This window comes from Alcaligenes sp. PF14, assembly GCF_037150615.1.
Classification (GTDB): domain Bacteria; phylum Pseudomonadota; class Gammaproteobacteria; order Burkholderiales; family Burkholderiaceae_B; genus Alcaligenes; species Alcaligenes phenolicus.
In genome coordinates this window covers 560056-580447 of record NZ_JBAGRS010000001.1, presented here as the reverse complement: position 1 = coordinate 580447, position 20392 = coordinate 560056, and the positions used below count along the sequence as shown (strand labels likewise).

The window sequence follows — 20392 nt, the reverse complement described above, 5'->3', positions numbered from 1 at the left end:
CTGCATGTGCTGGTCCGCTCTACTACTCAACGCTCACCAGCACAGCAGTAATCAGAGCCTGCTCATTACTGGATACTGCGAGTGAACGTAAACTCGCCGTCCTTCCAGTCCACAGGCACCACATCTTTAGGACCAAAGCGACCTTCCAGAATCAGACGTGCCACCGGGTTCTCAATGTGCTGCTGGATAGCACGTTTCAACGGACGTGCACCAAACACAGGATCAAACCCGGCCTTGGCCAACTGCGCCAAAGCAGCCTCGCTGACTTCCAGATGCATGTCACGTTGAGCCAGACGCTGATCCAGACGCTCAAGCTGGATACGAGCAATGGACTCGATGTGTTCTGCTGCCAGACCGTGGAATACCACCACTTCGTCGATACGGTTCAGGAACTCGGGGCGGAAATGCTGTTTCACTTCTTCCCACACCACTTCCTTGATCACATCGTAAGGCTCGCCCGACAAACGCTGAATATGCTGCGAACCCAGGTTCGAGGTCATGATGATCACCGTATTGCGGAAGTCCACTGTACGGCCCTGACCATCGGTCAAACGGCCATCGTCCAGCACCTGCAAGAGCACGTTAAAGACGTCGGGGTGTGCTTTCTCGACCTCATCCAGCAAAATCACCGAATAAGGTTTGCGACGCACGGCCTCGGTCAGGTAACCGCCCTCTTCATAGCCCACGTAGCCGGGAGGCGCCCCGATCAAGCGGGCCACCGAGTGTTTCTCCATGAATTCGCTCATGTCGATACGAATCATGTGATCCTCGGAATCAAAGAGGAAGTTGGCCAATGCCTTGGTCAGTTCGGTCTTACCCACACCGGTTGGCCCCAGGAACAGGAAGGAACCATAAGGGCGGGACGGATCAGACAGACCGGCGCGCGAGCGACGGATGGCATCCGACACCAAACGTACGGCTTCACCTTGGCCGACCACACGCTTGTGCAAGTAGTCTTCCATCTGCAAGAGTTTTTCACGCTCGCCCTGCATCATCTTGGACACCGGAATACCGGTTGCACGCGAAACCACTTCCGCGATTTCCTCGGCACCAACCTGTGTACGCAACAAGCGAGGCTTGTCCTGATCCGCCTTGTCCATATTGGCTTCAGCCGCTTTCAGGCGCTCTTCCAGTTCGGGCAGCTTGCCGTATTGCAGCTCGGCCAACTTGTCGAACTGGCCCTTGCGTTGCAGCTCGGCCATTTCGGCACGCACTTTCTCGATTTCCTCTTTAACGACTTGCGAGCCCTGAACTGCCGCTTTTTCGGCTTTCCAGATCTCTTCGTAGTCGTTGTACTCACGCTGCAGCTTCTCCATCTCGTCATTGATGGCCTGCAAACGGCGCTGAGAGGCTTCGTCCGTGTCCTTGATGACGGCTTCACGCTCAATCTTCAACTGAATGATGCGGCGATCCAGCTTGTCCATGACCTCGGGCTTGGAGTCGATCTCCATGCGGATACGGGCAGCGGCCTCGTCGATCAGGTCAATGGCCTTATCGGGCAGGAAACGGTCCGTAATGTAACGCTGCGATAGCTCGGCCGCAGCCACAATGGCCGGGTCGGTAATCGCCACACCGTGGTGCAGCTCGTAGCGCTCCTGCAAACCACGCAGAATCGCAATGGTGGACTCCATGTCCGGTTCGTTAACCAGCACTTTCTGGAAACGACGCTCCAGAGCCGCGTCTTTCTCGATGTACTGGCGATACTCGTTCAGCGTAGTAGCACCGATACAGTGCAGCTCGCCGCGCGACAAGGCGGGTTTGAGCATATTGCCGGCATCCATGGCACCTTCGGCCTTACCGGCGCCCACCATGGTGTGCAACTCGTCAATAAAGACAATGGTTTTGCCATCGTCCTTGGACAGCTCTTTCAAGACGGCTTTCAGACGCTCTTCAAATTCGCCACGGTACTTGGCACCTGCCAGCAAGGCAGCCAGGTCCAGCACCAGAACGCGCTTGCCCTTCAGGGTTTCGGGCACTTCGTTGTTCACGATACGCTGCGCCAAGCCTTCCACAATGGCGGTCTTACCTACACCAGGCTCACCAATCAACACGGGGTTGTTCTTGGTGCGACGCTGCAGAATCTGGATAGTGCGACGAATTTCGTCGTCACGGCCAATCACCGGGTCCAGCTTGCCCAGACGGGCACGCTCGGTCAGGTCAGTGGTGTACTTGTCCAGCGCCTCACGGTTGCTATCACCTTCGGCATCATTCACATTGGCACCACCGCGTACGGCCTCGATGGCCGCTTCCAAGGCACGGCGCTGCAAGCCGGCATCGCGCAAGGCACGACCGGTTTCGCCTTTGTCGTCAGCCAGGGCCAGCAGGAACAACTCGCTGGCGATATAGGTATCACCGCGCTGGGCGGCTTCCTTGTCGGTTTTGGCCAAAGCGGCTTGCAGAGCCGAGCTGAGCTGCTGCTGACCTTCCGCCCCTTGTACCTTGGGCAGATTGGAGATCAGGCGGTTAAGCTCGTTTTCCAGACGGGGAATGGCGACGCCCGCACGAGCCAGCAAGCTGCCAGTGCCGGAATCGGCATCGGCCAGCAAGGCGACCAGTACGTGGGCGGGTTCCAGATAGGGGTTGTCTTCGCGAACAGCCAGGCTCTGCGCATCGGCTAGAGCCTGTTGAAACTTCGTTGTCAATTTATCGATTCGCATAGAATTTTCACTTGAGAAAATATGCGATAAGCTAAAGCAAGCAGTTACTAAATACTGCTCGCTCAGATCTCGCAACAAATAACAGGATGAATTGAAGATAAGGCCAAAAACCAAGTATTCAAGTGTTTGGATCGCTTTTAAACAACAACCTGGCAAGAGCAGTCTGACCGCGCTGTACCCGGCATGGGCAGCCGCTTCCCGCATGGCGCGGCTCTTAAGAACTAAACATATTAAGGATTAGCGGGAATACCAACCAATAAAAAGCTACAATTACACTTGATTTGACTCAAAGATTTAGCGTTTCGCCATCTGACATTATTCCTTATGCAAAAACGTATCTCGGTTACCGCTGACTCCATACGCTGCTCCAGCTGTATGCTCAATGAGGTATGTCTACCTCTTGGGATGCCTAAGCATGAAATGGAGCGGTTGGACGAATTAGTCAAGGAGCGCATCCGCATCCCCAAGGGCGGCGTGCTGTTTCGACTGGCCGACTCAGTCGAAGGAATCTATGGTCTGCGCTCTGGTTCGATCAAGATGCAGCTGGAAGATTCCACCGGCCACATCCAGATTACGGGCTTTTTATTACCAGGAGAAATCCTTGGCATGGATAGCCTGGTTGAAAACCGCCATGTCTCCCATGCCATCGCCCTGGAAGACAGCGAAGTCTGTGTGATCCGCCTTGATGATCTGGACCGCCTGTCGGCCCAACTGCCTATCTTGCAACAACAATTCCGTCGCTTGATGAGCAAGGAAATCAACCGCGCCCATCAACTGATGATGACCTTGGCCGGACTGCGTTCCGAGCAGCGCCTGGCCGCCTTCTTGCTGAACCTGTCCCAGCGCCTGTCGCTGCTTGGCTACTCCCCTTACGAATTCATTCTGCGCATGAGCCGCGAAGAAATCGGTAACTTCCTGGGCCTGACACTGGAAACGGTCAGCCGCCTGTTCTCGCGTTTTGCGCGCGAAGGTCTGCTGAAAATCTCTCAGCGTGAAGTCCACTTGCTGGATCTGGCCGCCCTGCGCACTCTGGCAGGCACGGAGTGCGATTAAATCCACTGGCTGGCTCCTTGCCTTTACCTGGTATTGCCTAGGGCTTACGCAAGGCTCTGAACGTCTCTAGGGCCTGCTGCATCACTCCCCAGCGCCAAGCGCGCACAAAAAAAGCACATGCAAATTGCATGTGCTTTTTTGTCGTTTGGCGCTTGTCGAAATCAGTCCAGACTATCTGCCGGTTCAGCCAGTACCGCTGGCGAACCAGAGGACATATACAGGCTAAGCGTACAAGCCACCGCAGCGGCCACCCAGAACAGAAAAAACGCCACCGTGTAAAAGGTCAGTCGATCTACTTGCATATGTCCAAGCACAACGATGTCCAACGGGTCTACCAAAGCAAACACAATTGCACTCAGTACCCCAGCGACCAGGAATGAAGGCCACAGTATCCACATCAACGATCGGATGGTCATTCGTACCCCCTTCTTGAACGGAAACATACTTCTCTCAACCCTAGCGTAACGGTGTATCAACTACTTTTAGCGCTGCTCGCGGGCAGGCTCGCCTTTGGTGACGACCAGACCTTGCTTGACGCCGCCGTCCGTCACTCCCTGATTACTGAAGTTCTGGAACGCCAGCACAATGGTAATGACGCAGCCCACGATAGCCAGAGCCGGGCCGGCCATCAACAACCAGGGCCACGGTTCACGCCACCAGGGTCCACTGTCCTTTGATTCGTCCATGTTTTGCTCTTTATAAAGTTACTGAGGAATATAGAAACTACTGCGTTCATTCACGTAGGTCTTGCGGCCGCCTTCATGCTCGCCGACTGCCTGAATGGAAATATCATACAGGCCTGGCTTGGCACTACTAATTGGGACTTGCACCACGACAGGCAACAATCTATTGCCTGCAGGGGCCACATGAATGTGATCCTGGCCGTTCTCGGTCAAGTGAATGCGTGCACCTTCCAGACCTGTTACGGACAACTGCAACTCCATCGCCTCTTCCGAGGTATTGATGACTTGCAGACGGAACACGTTTTCGATCATGCCGCCAGGCACTTCACGGCCCAGAGCACCACGGTCACGAATCACGTCCACACGCATCGGGGTACGGGTTGCCAGGGTGTAGACGAAGGCACCGCAAATGACGGCCAGAATCAGGATATAAGACAGCACGCGCGGGCGCAGCATGCGACGTCGCACCTGCGATTGCGTCAGGCGCTCTTTAATGGCGCGCTCCGAGGTGTAGCGGATCAGGCCCTTCTCATAGCCCATCTTGTCCATGACCTGGTCACAGACGTCCACACAGGCGCCACAGCCAATACACATGTATTGCAGGCCATCACGAATATCAATACCGGTCGGACAGACCTGAACACAGAGGCTGCAGTCCACACAGTCACCCATACCGGCTTCTTTATGGTCAATCTTGCGAGATCGACCACCGCGGGTTTCACCACGCACAAAGTCGTAGGTCACCACAAAGGTATCGCTGTCCACCATGGCACTTTGGAAACGTGCGTAGGGGCACATGTACTTACAGACGGCTTCGCGCATGAAACCGGCGTTACCCCAGGTGGCAAAGGCGTAGAACAAGAGCCAGAACCACTGCCAAGGGCCCAGAGACAGGGCGATCAGCTCGCCACCCAGTTCGCGGATAGGAGCAAAGTAGCCGATAAAGGTAAAGCCGGTCCACAAAGCAATCACAATCCACAGGAAGTGCTTGGTCGCTTTGAGACGCAATTTACGGGCGTTCCAGGCTTGCTCATCCAAGCGGATACGCGCCAGACGGTCCCCTTCCACCTTGCGCTCAACCCACATGAAGATCTCGGTGTAGACCGTCTGCGGACAGGCATAGCCACAGAACAAGCGTCCGGCCATGGCGGTGAAAAGGAATAAGGAGAAGGCAGATATCAGGAGCAGCACCGTCAGGTAAATAACGTCCTGGGGCCACAAAATCATGCCAAAGATGTAGAACTTGCGTTCCAGCAGGTCAAACAGCACGGCCTGACGGCCATGCCATTCCAACCAGGGCAGACCATAGAAAATGATCTGCGTGAAATACACCATCCAGATCCGCCAGCGGGCGAATACGCCCTTGACGGATCGTGGATAGATTTTGCTGCGTACATCGACCAGCGCCTTCTCGACTTGCGGAGAGGTTCCACCCGCTCCCTTGGTGTTACGTGGAGGTTGCCACTTGGGCACAGTTCCCTGCGCGTTATCAGCGCTGGGTTGGGAAGAATCACTACTCATTGCAAGTCCTGAAGGCGTCAGATCAATTTAAAACACATTAGTTAGCCTGGGCAGGCTCGGCATTGTTCGACAAGCCCCAGACCCAACCCGCCAGCAAACGAATCTGCTCAGGAGTCAAAGTGGCTTTCTGAGCCGGCATCTGGTTGGTACGGCCCTGCAAGACGGTCTGAACGATGGTGGCTTCGGAGCTGCCATACAACCAGTAATCGTCCGTCAGATCAGGAGCGCCCAACAAGGTGTTGCCCTTGGCATCCGCACCGTGACAGGCAAAACATGCGCTGTCATAGACACGCTTACCAGCCACCAGACGCAGAGGATCTGCAGCCAGGCCGGACAAGGAACGCACATACTGAGCCACGTCGGAGGCTTGAGCGGGGGTGAATTGCGCTTGTGGCGGCATCATCCCGGTACGACCTTCGGTAATGGTGTGCAGAATCTGCTCGGGCTCGCCACCCCACAACCAGGCTTTATTGGCCAGGTTAGGGAAGCTGGGAGAACCCTGCGCATCAGAGCCGTGACACTGGGCGCAGTTGTTCAGAAACAGGCGCTGACCAATTTCGCGGGCTTCCTGATCGCGAGCGATCTCTTCAATAGGCATTTCGCGGTAACGGGCGTACACAGGCTCCAGGCGAGCATTGATCTCGGCCTGTTGCTGCTTGACCTGCTGGCCGGAACTAAACCCCAATGTGCCCTTGAAACTGCCCAGGCCGGGATACAGCACCAGGTAACCCAAGGCAAACACACACAAACCGATGTACATCACGGTCCACCAGCGAGGCACCGGCGTGTTCAGCTCGGTCAGGTCACCATCCCAGACGTGGCCGGTTTCTTCCACATCGACCGTCTTGCCCAGAAATGCACGCTGAGTAAATAACAGCCACAAACAAAATATGATGCCTAACAAGGCGATGCCGGAAATCCAGAGGCTCCAGCCATTATTAAAAAAGTCACTCATTCGGAACCCCCAGGGTTTTTATCGTTGCATCCCTCGTCGGGCAAGGCGAAAGGCAGAAGCGCGGCTTCTTCGTTGGCCTGGCGGCGTCCCCGAGAGAACGCCCACCAGCAAATGCCAAGGAAGGTCGCCATCGCCAAAGCAGTCATAACACCGTTGATGATGGCTAGCATTTAGTGGCTCCCCTGCTCCACAGCCCTAGCAGCTGCGTCGCGACTGGCTACGCCCAGGCCCTGCAAGTAAGCAACCACCGCATCTTCTTCGGTCTTGCCTACCAGCTCCTGAGGAGCAGCATCAATTTGTTCCTGCGTGTAGGGGACACCCAACGTACGCAATACCTTCATGCGATCCTGAATGTTTTCACCTTCGACCGAGTTTTTCTGCAGCCATGGGTAGGCGGGCATATTGGACTCTTTCACCACGTTACGTGGGTTGCGCAGGTGAATGCGGTGCCATTCGTCGCTGTAGCGCTGACCAACACGGGCCAGGTCAGGACCAGTACGCTTGGAACCCCACAGGAAGGGGTAGTCATAGACAGACTCCCCAGCCAGCGAGTAAGGACCATAACGCTGCACTTCGGACTGCAGCATACGAATCTGCTGCGAGTGACAGCCCACACAACCCTCACGGATGTAGATGTCACGTCCCATCAGTCGCAAAGGCTCGTATGGCTCGATACCTTCAGTGGGCTGGGTCGTCGAGTGTTGAAAGAACAAAGGTACGATCTGTACCAGGCCAGCGAAGGAAATCACCAAGATACTCAGGATGATCAGCAGCCCGGTATTTTTCTCGATCGTGGCGTGCGAAAAGCGCTTATTAGTGTCATTAGCCATGATTTACTCCTTAGGCCAGCACAGGGGTTGGACCCACCAGGGCTGGATCGCGGGCGTCTGGGTTCTTGAGGGGCACAACAGGGTTGATGCCTTTCTCGCCTGCACGGATGGTCAGGAACACGTTCCAGGACATCAGCAAGATGCCGGCCACAAAGAAGGCGCCGCCCAAAGCACGGATTGCGTAAAAGGGGTAAGTAGCTTTCACGACTTCCACAAAGCTGTACGTCAAGGTGCCATCAACACCGGTAGCACGCCACATCAAACCTTGCATCACACCGGCAATCCACATCGCGGCGATATACAGCACCACACCCAGGGTAGCCAGCCAGAAGTGCAGGTCGATCAGACGAGGACGAGCCATTTCAGTACGGCCGTACAGACGGGGAATCAGGTAGTACAGAGAACCGAAGGTAATCATGGCAACCCAGCCCAACGCGCCGGAATGCACGTGACCAATGGTCCAGTCGGTGTAGTGCGACAGCGCGTTCACCGTACGGATAGCCATCATGGAGCCTTCAAAGGTGGACATACCGTAGAAGGACAGAGCCACAACCATGAACTTCAGGATCGCGTCAGTACGCAGCTTGTGCCAGGCACCCGACAAAGTCATGATGCCGTTGATCATGCCGCCCCAGGAGGGAGCCAGCAGAATCAGGGAGAAAGTCATGCCCAGGGACTGAGTCCAGTCTGGCAAGGAGGTGTACAGCAAGTGGTGAGGACCTGCCCACATGTACGTAAAGCCCAGAGCCCAGAAGTGAACGATGGACAAACGGTAGGAGTAGATGGGGCGGTTGGCCTGTTTGGGGATGAAGTAGTACATCATGCCCAGGAAGGACGTGGTCAGGAAAAAGCCCACGGCGTTATGGCCGTACCACCACTGCACCATGGCGTCCTGCACACCGGCGTAGGCCGAGTAGGACTTCATGAAGCTGACTGGCAGTTCCAGGTTATTGAAAATGTGCAGTACAGCGATGGTAACGATGTAGGAGCCAAAGAACCAGTTGGCCACATAAATGTGACGCACACGGCGCTTGACGATCGTGCCAAAGAACACAATGGCGTAAGCCACCCAGACCAGCGTGATCAGGATGTCAATCGGCCATTCCAGTTCGGCGTACTCTTTGGAGCTGGTGTAACCCATAGGCAGGGTAATGACCGCGGCCACCAGCACGGCTTGCCAACCCCAGAAGGTGAAGGCTGCCAGCTTGTCGCAGAACAAACGGGCCTGACAGGTACGCTGCACGACATAGTAGGATGTCGCGAACAAGCCGGTGCCACCAAAGGCAAAAATCACAGCGTTCGTATGCAGTGGACGCAGACGTCCAAAACTAAGCCACGGTGTGTCGAAATTGAGTTCTGGCCAAATCAACTGCAAGGCAATAAAAAGGCCTATTGCCATGCCGATGACGCCCCAAAATACGGTCATGATGGTGAACTGCCTCACAATCCCGTAATTGAAGACTTCGGCGTTATTTCCGACTGCATCGGAAGTGCCCATTTGCTTCCCCTAAACAAACATTGTTAATACAAGCGACAACAAGCTACATCATCCAGCAAGTCGGTAATCTGCTACTTGATGCTTATCAAAAAACTTCGGAAAGCACGCGCTCGCGCGTGTTTCCGCCCCGCAGACTGTGTGTCGCCGACCATTTGCAGGGCTAAAAAACAAAAAAATTGGAAGGTATCAGGAATCGGGTGGACGCTCTGCTCCCGACAAACCCGCTGTGGAGTCGTCGTCCAGCAAGATGGAATCAGCCGCATTGCCCGTATCTTCAAACTGGCCAGCAAAAATGGCCCACCAGAAAGAGACACCGATAACAATGACCAGGAAAATGGAGATGGGGATCAGGACCAGCAAAGAGCCAAACATATCAGCCCTGCCTTGCTGCTGGACCGGTCCACTGAGCCGGCACCTCGCGGGTGCGGCTGCGATAGATGCGCCAGGAGTTGGCCGCCACGGCCAAAGAGGACACCAGCATGCTGACGGCGGCCAGCCAGGGAGCCACAATGCCCAAGGCCGCCAAAGGAGTCATGAGCAAGTGCCAGACAATCGAACCGTACAGGTTTTGACGGGCGATGCGGCCGGTTTGCTGGGTCAGTTGTACAACTTCAAATTCATTCTTGGCAGGTCGGGCCAGCAAACCGGCATGCGCCGAAGCGACGGCCGAAGGCACCGACATGGACATGGCACAGGGACAGCTCATGACCAGCATGGCAACCACAACGGGAACGACATGCGAAGGGTCCATCCAGTACCAGACCAGACCAAAGGCGGCGGCCAATACCAGCTGAATGCTGACAAACCAGAATGCCAGAGTATTGGCATGACCTGTCACAGACTGGCGAAAGCGTTCGATCAGGTCATGGGATGCGGACTGCGTCACCGACTGGCGCGCGCAAAGCTCCAGATAACGGGCAGTCAGCAAAAAGGCCACGAACATCGTGACCGAGTCGTAGTACACCTCACCCTGCTGGATCCAGGTGTTGTACACGCTAGGCAGGAAGGCACCCACAATACCCAAGGCCACCGGCACATCCATGCCTACACGACCTTCGGACAAGCTTTTGACAGCCCCTTTTAGAATGGGCCAGGCACAGTACAGCACGACAGGCATGGTCAAGCACAGGCCCGCCCAGTTCATGAGCACAATGACTTGCGAGAGAGATTCAATGTCTTCAGCGCGAGTGCTGAAAGAGCGCATATAGCCAGGGAAAGCAAACATCATCACCTGCATGGCAGCCAGCCAGGACAGGCCCAAACGGGCTAATGTGTGTCGCCGACGCGACCGCTGCTCATCGGTGAGGGGCTTTGGAAGAGAAAAAATCGAATATGCGCGCATGGAAGGACTATAAGCCACTGATATTTCTTCATTCTTGATTTAAATCAATACGACTTTGCTTCGATCCTATATCGTTGTCCTTATGCATCTTGTTCAGGCCGTTACCCCCCCAACGCGGCGCTAACTGTTCAATGCTTTCAAGGCTGCTTATTGGCAGCCTTTTTTTTATTCCCATCCGCAACACAGGACAAGGATTTCGCACTGCTTGTGCGTCTCTTGCGCGGCCAAAGTCTACCACGCCTTTTCCCTATGAGAATGCCTTGATTATCAAGACTTTTCATGACGAAATAATGTAGCTCTGTGAATGCAAATCAATCCACGCAAACATGCACCTTGAATTGAAGAACAGGCAGGTCTGACCACCCGCTTTGCAAGCCTTTCCGGGCTTGTTTCCGCTCCCTCTTTCCATACTTTCAAACTCTGTTCAAAACAGCTTCCACCAAATATCAAGCCTTCAAATTTGATATTTGAAATATGTAGCTTTTAAGCAAAAAAGTGTGCCAATAAAAAAGCAGCCCACCGACTGGAGCGTACGGTGGGCTGCCTGCAACCAGAGAAGGGGCTATCTACCCTTCCCTGTCCTGCTTATGCCTCGGAGGGCGCAAACTGCTCGGCTTCTGTGGAGCCGGCCAGTGCGGTCGTCGAGGACTTACCGGCTTCAACTGTCTGAGTGACAGCATCAAAGTAGCCTGTACCCACTTCGCGCTGGTGTTTCACAGCGGTAAAGCCCAGGGGTGCAGCGGCGAACTCTTTTTCCTGCAGTTGAACGAAGGCGCTCATCTGGTTGCGGGCGTAGCCATGGGCCAGCTCGAACATGCCGTAGTTCAGTGCGTGGAAACCAGCCAGAGTGATGAACTGGAACTTGTAGCCCATGGCACCCAGCTCGCGCTGGAACTTGGCAATCGTGGCGTCGTCCAGGTTCTTCTTCCAGTTGAACGATGGCGAGCAGTTGTAGGACAGCAGCTTGCCAGGGAACTGACGGTGGATGGCTTCCGCGAAGCGGCGGGCGTACTCCAGATCCGGTGTGGAGGTTTCGCACCAGACCAGATCGGCATAAGGAGCGTAGGCCAGACCACGGGCAATGGCTTGATCCAGACCGGCACGGGTGCGGTAGAAGCCTTCCACCGTACGCTCATCCAGAATGAAGGGGCGATCGTACTCGTCCACATCGCTGGTGATCAGGTCCGCTGCATCCGCATCCGTACGGGCAACCAGAATGGTGGGAACGTCCAGAACGTCAGCAGCCAGACGAGCAGCCACCAGCTTGGAGATGGCCTCACGAGTTGGCACCAGCACTTTGCCACCCAAGTGACCACACTTCTTGGCCGAAGCCAGCTGGTCCTCGAAGTGAACGCCAGCAGCGCCAGCCACAATCATGGCCTTCATCAATTCAAATGCGTTCAGCACGCCACCGAAACCGGCTTCCGCGTCGGCCACGATAGGAGCGAAGTAATCCACGTAGCCTTCGTCACCCGGGTTCACCCCTTCCATCCACTGGATCTGATCACAGCGGGCCAGGGAGTTGTTGATTCGACGCACCACGGATGGCACCGAGTTGACGGGGTACAGCGACTGGTCAGGGTACATTTCGCCAGCGCTGTTAGCGTCGCCAGCCACTTGCCAACCCGACAGGTAAATCGCTTTCAAACCGGCCTTGACCTGTTGCATGGCCTGGTTACCCGTCAGGGCGCCCAGTGCGTTCACAAAGGGTTCCTGATTGATGGACTGCCACAGACGCTCAGCACCACGGCGAGCCAGGGTGTGCTCCTCAACCAGAGAACCACGCAAACGAATCACTTCCTCAGCGGTGTAACCACGCTTGATACCTTGCCAGCGTGGGTCTTCTGCCCAGCGTTTTTGCAAATTGCGGATCTCAGTTTCTCGAGCATTCATGGTGAACTCCTAAGATGGATTTAACAGTGAACAAGATGACTACAGTCTACCCAAATGCTGCACCGCATCCATGTTTTCTATCTTATATAAGAGTAAATATTTTTCTTTTAAAAATCATATAGATATATAATTAATTTCGAGATATGAAATGACTTACCTGTTTGTGAAATGAAAAACCGTGCGGCGCGCAAGCCGTTTTTTGCATACTGAGACAAGGATTTCACAATGTGGGATAATCGCCTTTATACCGCCCGGTGAGCGCCTGCTCGCTGCACCGGTTTCCCGTTTTATTTCTGCAGCACCCGTCAATGAGCAACAACTCCCCTCTTAAAGACTCGCCTCTTGGGCACGATGTGGTTTATCCCACACAGTACGACCCCAGTGTCCTGTTTGGTATTGAGCGCTCCCTGAACCGCCAGGCGCTTCAGCTTCCCGAGCAATGGCATGGCGCCGATATCTGGAACGGTTACGAGATCTCCTGGCTCAATCCCAAAGGCAAGCCTGTCGTCGCACTGGCGCGCTTTGTTATTCCCTGGAATAGCCCACGCATCATCGAGTCCAAATCCTTCAAGCTTTATCTGAACTCGTTCAATGATGAAGTGGTGGAAGATGTGGCCAGCCTTGTGCAGCGCATGGAGCAAGACTTGAGCGCGGTTGCCGGTGCCGCTGTCAATGTGACGCTGATTCCGCTCAAGGCCTTGAACGGCCAGCCTATCCGTCAGCTCGAAGGCCATTGCATTGATGAGCTGGACATCAGCATTCAGGACTACACGCCACAAAGCGGCTTGCTGCAATGCCTGCCAGATGCCCCCATCGTGACCGAATCCCTGGTTTCTGATTTGCTCAAGTCCAATTGCCCCGTTACCGGCCAGCCCGACTGGGGTAGTGTGCAAGTACGCTATACCGGCCCGCAGATTGATCCGGCTTCCTTGTTGCGCTATATCGTCTCACTGCGCCGGCATACCGAGTTCCACGAACATTGTGTAGAACGCCTCTACAGCGATATCCAGCAAAGCTGCCAGCCCGAGCGTTTGCTGGTGTACGCGCGTTATACCCGCCGCGGTGGCCTGGACATCAATCCCTGGCGCAGCAGCCACGCGGATAGCGTGGACGAACCTCGCCTGGCGCGTCAGTGATCTCTATATAAAGCCAGCTAGAGATGTTTGAACCAGGAGGGCCAATACGCCTTTCTGGATTCAAGGTGCCAAGCTCCGCAGCAAGACGCAGCCAGGGCAAGAAAAAACCCCAAAAACTTGACAGGTTTTTGGGGTTCTCTTTTAGGGCTTTCCAAGTAGCCATGAATAGCTTCAAGCCAATCAGGATTTGGCCGCACGGCTTACGGTAGAAGCCACATACACCGCCAGGCCAGCCGCAGTCCAATACCCGATGGCTGCGCCGTACCAGGGAGCCTGGGTCAAACCCACGTCCAGCAGCAAACCAAAGCCCACTGGTGCCAGGGAAGAACCTACGTCCATGCCCGAGTACACCAGACCATACACTGCGCCGGTAGACCCTTTGGGAGTGACACGACGTATCAGCATGTCCCGCGATGGCGAGGCAATACCCGAGCAAAAGCCAGCCGCGCCCACCACGAACAAGGCCAGCGAAGGCATGACCCAACCTGCCCCCAGTACCAGCAACAAAGCGCCCGATACGCAAAGGGACACAAACACAATCAATTCAGAACGTGGTGTCGTGGAAGCAATAAAGCCACCCACAAACATGCCCGCTGCCGAGGCCAGCATGAAACCGGACAAAGCCGTACCCGCCGTCACCTTATCAATGCCATAGGTGTTATGCAGCATAGGAATGGTGTAGTTCTGCACCACGGCCATCGCTGCCGTAGCAAAGGCAAAGAACAGGAAGGCACCCCACAGGGAAGGACGGGACAGCAAAGTAGATAGCGTCGTCCAAACCGATTCTTTGCTCTGTGGACGTGCAGGCGCTGTTCCCGAGGCTGTACGTCCCGCCAAGGCATCCCGGTTGATCAGGACTAGCACCAGAATAGCCGCAATCAGGGCTGCCGCCGACAGCACGGCAACACGCCAGTTAAAGTAAATAGTCAGCGTGGTGATAAAGACCGGCGTCAGGGCCCAGCCCAGATTCCCAGTCAAACCGTGTGCGCTAAAAGCGTGGCCCAAACGAGCCGGGCTGACACGATGATTCAGGATGGAGTAATCCACCGGGTGGAACACGGCATTGCCCACGCCACCGATCAAGGCAGCCGCCAACAGCATTCCATAGCCATTGGCCGTCCCGATCAGCAAGGCCGCCACCACAAAACAGGACAGACCCACTTTCAGGACCGGCAAGGCGCCGATGCGGTCAACCAGAAAACCGGAAGAGGCCTGCCCAAAACAGGACACCAGATAAAAGGTGGTCACCAGACCACCCAAGGTCAGGAAGTCGTAACCGAACTCTTGGCCCAGGGAAATATACAGTGTGGGCAGAATCAGCTGAAAGAAGTGCGAACTGGCGTGGGCGATACCAATAACGCCAATAACCCGCCAGTCCTGTGAACCGTCAGGCCCCGCCCCATCCAGCGTCGTTGTTGATGAATTAGCCATTTAACTTAAAGCTGCTTTTTCTTGATTTCCGGCCAGGCCTTCTGCAAGTAATAGCACATGGACCAGACCGTCAGGACTGCAGCGACAATAATCAGGGCTTGCCCAATGATCCGTGTCGGCAGGCCCATGACAGGCGACCAGTACAGCAGACAAGGAATGGCAACCATTTGCGCCGCAGTCTTGAATTTACCCAAGCGGTGAACAGCCACACTACCACTGGCACCAATCTTGGCCATCCATTCCCGCAATGCCGAAATGGTGATTTCGCGGCCAATAATAATCAGGGCGATAAAGGCGTCCACACGGCCCAGATCCAGCAAGACCAGCAAAGCGGCACTGACCATGAGTTTGTCCGCAACCGGGTCCAGGAAGGCCCCGAATGAGGACGTCTGGTTCCAGCGGCGAGCCAGCCAGCCGTCAAACCAGTCCGTTGCGGCGGCCACGATAAACACCGAAGCGGCCCACAGATCGCGTGTTTCCATGCTCAGCCAATTCGCTGGCAGATAAAACAGGGCGACGATCAAGGGGATCAGAACGATGCGAAGCCACGTCAGGGCTATGGGCAGATTAAAAGGCATAGCTTGGATACCAACCTAATTTAAAACAAAGGCTCTCGCCTATCGTAAAGCATGATAAATGCGTTCGGCCAGTTCAGTGGATATTCCATCAACCGCACTAAGCTCATCAATACTTGCGTCCGCAACGCCACTAAAACCACCAAAGCGAGCCAGCAGACGCTGACGCCGTTTGGCGCCAATCCCGTCAATATCTTCCAGGCGTGACACATTGCGCGTTTTGGCACGTTGGGCACGCATGCCCGTAATGGCAAAACGGTGCGCTTCGTCACGCACCTGAGCGACCAGCATCAGTGCCGCCGACTCCACACCCAAAGCCACAGGCGGGCGATCATCGGCAAATACCAGGGTTTCCAGACCTACTTTACGCTTTTCACCCTTGGCAACGCCGACCAGGACGTGAATATCCAGGCCCAGTTCCACAAAAACCTGGCGGGCAATTTCCACCTGCCCCTTGCCACCGTCGATCAACACAATGTCGGGCAAAGGCGCCAAACCTTCGGCAACCCGCGAGAAACGTCGGTTCAGCACTTGGCGCATGGCCGCATAATCATCGCCGGGCGTGATGCCTGCAATGTTGTAGCGGCGATAAAGCGAGTTCTGCATCTCGTGGTGTTTATAAACCACACAGGAGGCTTGGGTGGCCTCCCCTGCTGTATGGCTGATATCGAAACATTCGATGTGCAGGGTATCAAGCTGGGCCTCATCCAGGTCCAGTTGCAGTGCTTCGGCCAGGGCTCGGGTACGGTCAGCGCGAGCGGTGGATTCGCTCAGCACACGGGCCAAGGCCAGGCCGGCATTCTTGGTGGCCTGCTCCAGCCAGATCTTGCGTACCCCTTGGGGGCGCACCACCACACGCGCCTTCACACCGGTTTGCTCAGCCAGCAATGGCATCAGGTCTGCATCGGGCAAAGCGTGCGAACAGACCAGAACCGGCGGCATGCGGCGCTCCAGATAGTGCTGGGCGATAAACGCGGCCAGCACATCGCTAGGGGTGTCATCGTTGATTTGGGTGGGGAAGAAAGCACGGTCACCCAAGTGACGGCCGCCACGCACCATGGCCAGGTTCACACAGAACTTACCACCGGCGTTCAGCACCACAATAATGTCTACGTCTTCCTTGCCTACCTGCTCCATGCTTTGCTGCTGCAGTACGGCGGACAGGGCTTTCATCTGGTCGCGCAAAATCGCTGCCTGCTCGAAATCCAGCGAGTCCGAAGCCTGCATCATGCGCTCTTGCAGCTCGCCCAGAATTTCAGAGGTATTCCCGTCCAGAAAGCTGATGGCGCGCTGCACATCCAGCTGATACTGCTCGGGCGCGATCAAGTTCACACAGGGGGCCGAACAGCGCCCGATCTGATGCAGCAAACAGGGACGGCTGCGGTTGGCGTACACGCTGTCTTCACAGGTCCGCAAACGAAACACCCGTTGCAGGATCTGAATGGTTTCACGCACCGCCCAGGAGTTGGGATAAGGGCCGAAAAAATGCCCTTTTCCGCTGGTACTGCCCCGGTAATAGGCAATACGCGGCGCCTGGTGGGCGCTGATCATCAGGTAGGGGTAGGACTTGTCGTCCCGGAAAAGAATGTTGTAGCGCGGCCGCAGGCGCTTGATAAGGTTGTTTTCCAGCAGCAAGGCCTCGGCCTCGCTGCGGGTAACGGTTACCTCGATGCGCGCGACGCGCGCCACCATATGGGCAATACGGGGACTGCTCAGCGTTTTCTGGAAGTACGAGCTGACACGGCGCTTGAGATCACGCGCCTTGCCCACATACAGTACCTCGCCCTGTTCGTCGATGTGCCGGTACACGCCCGGCAGATTCGGCAAATCAGACAGATAGGATTTTAGATTGAAGTCCGCGGGCATATTGATAGTGTTCATCCGCTTGCAAAGCGTCCCAATCCAGGGCTGGCGTCGTCGGCATCAAACGACGAATGCGGTTTTGCGATTCCTCGGAAATCGTGAAATCCAGGCGCGAGAGCAAGTCGTCGGCCAGATCAGGACGATTGCATACCAGCACCATGTCGCAACCGGCCCCCAAGGCGGCCTGAGCACGTGCCAGGATATCGCCCACGACAGTGGCGCCTTCCATGGTCAGGTCGTCGGAAAAAATCACGCCGTCATAAGCCAGGGCCTTGCGCAGCACACGCTGAATCCAGTATGACGAAAAGCCGGCTGGCAGCGGGTCCACTTTGGAATAAATCACGTGAGCCGGCATCACCGAAGGTAGCTGCAAGGTGCCCAGCCAGCCATAAGGAGCGGCATCCTCGTCCAGAATCTCTTCCAGCGTACGGTCGTCAACGGGAATCTCGTGATGCGAATCTGCCTCTACACCGCCATGGCCAGGAAAGTGCTTGCCGCAGGCAGCCATACCGGCCTTGTTCAAACCACGGATCAAGCCGGCTGCCAACATGGAGACGGCACGGGGATTACGGTGGAAAGAGCGATCACCAATCACCTTGCTGACACCCCAGTCCAGATCCAGTACCGGCGTAAAGCTCATGTCCACGCCGCAAGCGCGCAGCTCGGCCGCCAGCACATAGCCCGTATCGGCGGCAACAGCAGCGGCCTTGACCGCATCGCGCGTCCACAGTTGACCCAACTGGCTCATGGCGGGCAGCGTGGTAAAGCCATCCTCGCGGAAACGCTGTACCCGGCCCCCCTCATGGTCCACGGCGATCAGCAATGGCTCATCTCGCGCTTCGTGAATGGACTGGCACAGGGCGGTCAGCTGAGCACGATTTTCAAAGTTGCGGCTGAACAGGATCACGCCACCGACCAGAGGGTGGCGCAGGCGCTCACGCTCCTGATCCGTCAGGACCATGCCCTGCACGTCCACCATGACCGGGCCCGGAGGCAGTACTGCTTGCGAGGAAGAACTCATTTAGTATCAGACTCAGCTAAGGATAAGGAAGGAATGGCAGGCGCTTTGGCTTCCAGTACCACAAAGGCCATGGCCATATCGGATTCATCTGTCAGGGAAATATGAACGGCCCCGAAGCGGGCGTCAAACCAGTCTTGCAAATCAGCAGACAGGCGCACTACCGGGCGGCCACCAGGCGCGTTCAAGGTTTGCATGCGTGACCAGGCCATAGGCATGCGCATGCCCAGCCCCACCGCTTTGGAAAAAGCTTCCTTGGCTGCGAAACGGGTGGCCAGATAGCGCAGGCCGCGCACCGGGTCGCGTGCCTGACGGCGGGCATAGACCTCTCGCTCCTGCTCGCCCAGAATGCGCTTTACAAAGCGATCACCATGACGAGCCAAGGCGCGCTCGATCCGCTCGATACGGATCAGGTCGGTGCCGATGCCGGCAATCAAACCGGACGGTATTGGGGGCATGATGTCATCAGAAAAAATACTGCAAAAGCGGCCTGAGCCGCCTACCAGCTTGCAATGATACCGTGAGAGCGCGGAATACAAAAACGGCCCTGCCAGAGCAGAGCCGTTTTTTTGACGTCAATCCGCCAGACTTAGAACGCGCGCTTGTCGATCACACGTTTGGCTTTGCCCGTCACAGTACGCTCGACCATGCCGGAGGACTGCACACGAATTCGTGCGCTGACACCGATAAAGGTCTTGATGGAGTGGCTCAGACGGCGGGCCATTTGCTCACGCTCGGCGTCGTTCAGGTGATTGAACTCGGGACGCACTTCAACCAGAATTTCCAGTTCGTCCATATTGCCGTTACGGCTCAATACCAACTGATACTGGGCGGCCAGCTCGGGCATCTTCAGAACCAGTTCTTCGACCTGGGTCGGGAACAGGTTCACGCCACGCACAATGACCATATCGTCGCTGCGGCCCGTAATCTTGCCAATACGGCGCATGCTGCGCGAAGTGGGCGGCAACAGTTGTGTCAGGTCGCGAGTGCGGTAGCGAATGACGGGCATGGCTTCCTTGCTCAGCGAGGTAAAGACCAGTTCGCCACTTTCACCCTCAGCCACAGGCTCGCCGGTTTCAGGATTGATGATTTCGGGGTAGAAATGGTCTTCCCATACCACTGGGCCGTCCTTGCTTTCCACACACTCCATGGCCACGCCCGGGCCCATCACTTCGGACAGACCGTAGATGTCCACGGCGTCGATGCCAGCGCGCTGCTCAATATCCAGACGCATCTGGCCGGTCCAGGGCTCGGCACCAAAAATACCGATACGCAAGGAGGTATCGCGGGGGTCCATGCCCTGGCGCTCGATCTCTTCGACGATATTGCAGAAGTACGAAGGGGTAACCAGAATCACGTCGGGACGGAAATCCTGAATCAGCTGAACTTGTTTTTCAGTCTGGCCACCGGACATGGGAACCACGGTACAACCCAGGCGCTCGGCACCGTAGTGCGCACCCAGACCGCCAGTGAACAGGCCGTAGCCGTAAGCCACGTGGGCAATATCACCGGGGCGGGCACCGGCCGCCCACATGGAACGGGCAAACAGATCGGCCCAGGTGGAGATGTCATTGGCGGTATAGCCCACCACGGTTGGCTTGCCCGTGGTGCCACTGGAAGCATGCACGCGTGCTACCTGTTCACGGGGAACCGCAAACATCTTGAAGGGGTAGTTGTCACGCAGGTCCTGCTTGGTCGTGAAAGGGAACTTGGAAATGTCCGACAACTGCTTCAAATCGTCGGGGTGCACGCCCGCTTCGTCAAATTTCTGCCGATAGTGCGGCACATTCTCGTAAGCATGCTTTAGCGTCCATTTCAGACGCTCCAGCTGCAAGTTGCGGATTTCGTCAACACTTGCATGCTCAATGGCATCGCGGCCAACCTGTTCTTTAATTGCTGTCATGGTGTACTCCTGCCCTGCCGCTGGTGTGGTACTT

The 20392-nt window shown here is 56.0% G+C and carries 19 protein-coding genes; 2 read left to right on the top strand and 17 right to left on the bottom strand.

Annotation, left to right across the window (positions count from 1 at the left end; translation table 11 throughout):
• Window positions 1-65: 65 nt before the first annotated feature.
• Window positions 66-2657, bottom strand: coding sequence for an ATP-dependent chaperone ClpB (gene clpB / locus WFM49_RS02675; RefSeq protein ID WP_336971521.1), 2592 nt, complete (start codon window positions 2655-2657; stop codon window positions 66-68).
• Window positions 2658-2981: 324 nt separating this feature from the next.
• On the opposite strand from clpB, the gene WFM49_RS02670 reads away from it, so the two are divergent.
• Window positions 2982-3710, top strand: coding sequence for a helix-turn-helix domain-containing protein (locus tag WFM49_RS02670; RefSeq protein ID WP_009455938.1), 729 nt, complete (start codon window positions 2982-2984; stop codon window positions 3708-3710).
• Between the two features lie 161 nt (window positions 3711-3871).
• Here the strand turns inward: WFM49_RS02670 and WFM49_RS02665 are convergent, their stop codons facing one another.
• The 10 genes from WFM49_RS02665 to aceA form a co-directional block, all read right to left on the bottom strand.
• Window positions 3872-4126 (bottom strand): hypothetical protein, encoded by a 255-nt coding sequence (locus WFM49_RS02665; protein WP_022983138.1) that lies wholly within the window; start codon window positions 4124-4126, stop codon window positions 3872-3874.
• 66 nt (window positions 4127-4192) lie between these two features.
• The gene (locus WFM49_RS02660) at window positions 4193-4396 is read right to left on the bottom strand and encodes a FixH family protein (RefSeq protein WP_009455940.1); all 204 of its coding nucleotides are present in this window, start codon (window positions 4394-4396) and stop codon (window positions 4193-4195) included.
• An 18-nt stretch (window positions 4397-4414) separates the two neighbouring features.
• The gene (ccoG, locus tag WFM49_RS02655; protein WP_009455943.1) at window positions 4415-5914 is read right to left on the bottom strand and encodes a cytochrome c oxidase accessory protein CcoG; all 1500 of its coding nucleotides are present in this window, start codon (window positions 5912-5914) and stop codon (window positions 4415-4417) included.
• 37 nt (window positions 5915-5951) lie between these two features.
• Window positions 5952-6869 (bottom strand): cytochrome-c oxidase, cbb3-type subunit III, encoded by a 918-nt coding sequence (ccoP, locus tag WFM49_RS02650; protein ID WP_009455944.1) that lies wholly within the window; start codon window positions 6867-6869, stop codon window positions 5952-5954.
• On the bottom strand, window positions 6866-7039 hold the full coding sequence (locus tag WFM49_RS02645; protein ID WP_009455945.1) for a CcoQ/FixQ family Cbb3-type cytochrome c oxidase assembly chaperone: 174 nt from the start codon (window positions 7037-7039) through the stop codon (window positions 6866-6868). Before WFM49_RS02645 ends, ccoP begins: the two co-directional genes overlap by 4 nt.
• Window positions 7040-7699: a cytochrome-c oxidase, cbb3-type subunit II gene (gene ccoO, locus WFM49_RS02640; RefSeq protein ID WP_336971515.1), complete on the bottom strand. Its 660-nt coding sequence runs from the start codon at window positions 7697-7699 to the stop codon at window positions 7040-7042.
• A 10-nt stretch (window positions 7700-7709) separates the two neighbouring features.
• A complete protein-coding gene (ccoN, locus tag WFM49_RS02635) occupies window positions 7710-9197 on the bottom strand; it encodes a cytochrome-c oxidase, cbb3-type subunit I (protein WP_336971512.1) in 1488 nt (495 codons plus the stop codon).
• 186 nt (window positions 9198-9383) lie between these two features.
• Window positions 9384-9569, bottom strand: coding sequence for a cbb3-type cytochrome oxidase assembly protein CcoS (ccoS, locus tag WFM49_RS02630; protein WP_009455947.1), 186 nt, complete (start codon window positions 9567-9569; stop codon window positions 9384-9386).
• Window position 9570: 1 nt separating this feature from the next.
• Window positions 9571-10539 (bottom strand): hypothetical protein, encoded by a 969-nt coding sequence (locus WFM49_RS02625; RefSeq protein WP_324575826.1) that lies wholly within the window; start codon window positions 10537-10539, stop codon window positions 9571-9573.
• Between the two features lie 585 nt (window positions 10540-11124).
• Entirely contained in the window at window positions 11125-12432 is a 1308-nt protein-coding gene (aceA, locus tag WFM49_RS02620) for an isocitrate lyase (RefSeq protein WP_009455950.1), read from the bottom strand.
• A gap of 308 nt (window positions 12433-12740) precedes the next feature.
• Here aceA and queF point away from each other — a divergent pair, with 308 nt between their 5' ends.
• Complete coding sequence (gene queF, locus WFM49_RS02615; protein WP_250755863.1) at window positions 12741-13568, top strand: NADPH-dependent 7-cyano-7-deazaguanine reductase QueF; 828 nt, start codon at window positions 12741-12743, stop codon at window positions 13566-13568.
• Between the two features lie 180 nt (window positions 13569-13748).
• Here the strand turns inward: queF and WFM49_RS02610 are convergent, their stop codons facing one another.
• The 6 genes from WFM49_RS02610 to paaK form a co-directional block, all read right to left on the bottom strand.
• Complete coding sequence (locus WFM49_RS02610) at window positions 13749-14999, bottom strand: MFS transporter (RefSeq protein WP_031231865.1); 1251 nt, start codon at window positions 14997-14999, stop codon at window positions 13749-13751.
• Window positions 15000-15004: 5 nt separating this feature from the next.
• Window positions 15005-15577 (bottom strand): CDP-diacylglycerol--glycerol-3-phosphate 3-phosphatidyltransferase, encoded by a 573-nt coding sequence (pgsA, locus tag WFM49_RS02605; protein ID WP_009455960.1) that lies wholly within the window; start codon window positions 15575-15577, stop codon window positions 15005-15007.
• 39 nt (window positions 15578-15616) lie between these two features.
• A complete protein-coding gene (uvrC, locus tag WFM49_RS02600) occupies window positions 15617-17440 on the bottom strand; it encodes an excinuclease ABC subunit UvrC (RefSeq protein ID WP_250757239.1) in 1824 nt (607 codons plus the stop codon).
• Entirely contained in the window at window positions 17403-18458 is a 1056-nt protein-coding gene (gene nagZ / locus WFM49_RS02595; RefSeq protein WP_009455966.1) for a beta-N-acetylhexosaminidase, read from the bottom strand. The genes uvrC and nagZ overlap by 38 nt, the downstream gene beginning before the upstream one ends.
• Entirely contained in the window at window positions 18455-18913 is a 459-nt protein-coding gene (gene acpS / locus WFM49_RS02590; protein ID WP_060185274.1) for a holo-ACP synthase, read from the bottom strand. Before acpS ends, nagZ begins: the two co-directional genes overlap by 4 nt.
• 131 nt (window positions 18914-19044) lie before the next feature.
• A complete protein-coding gene (gene paaK / locus WFM49_RS02585; protein ID WP_009455971.1) occupies window positions 19045-20358 on the bottom strand; it encodes a phenylacetate--CoA ligase PaaK in 1314 nt (437 codons plus the stop codon).
• Window positions 20359-20392 lie beyond the last annotated feature (34 nt).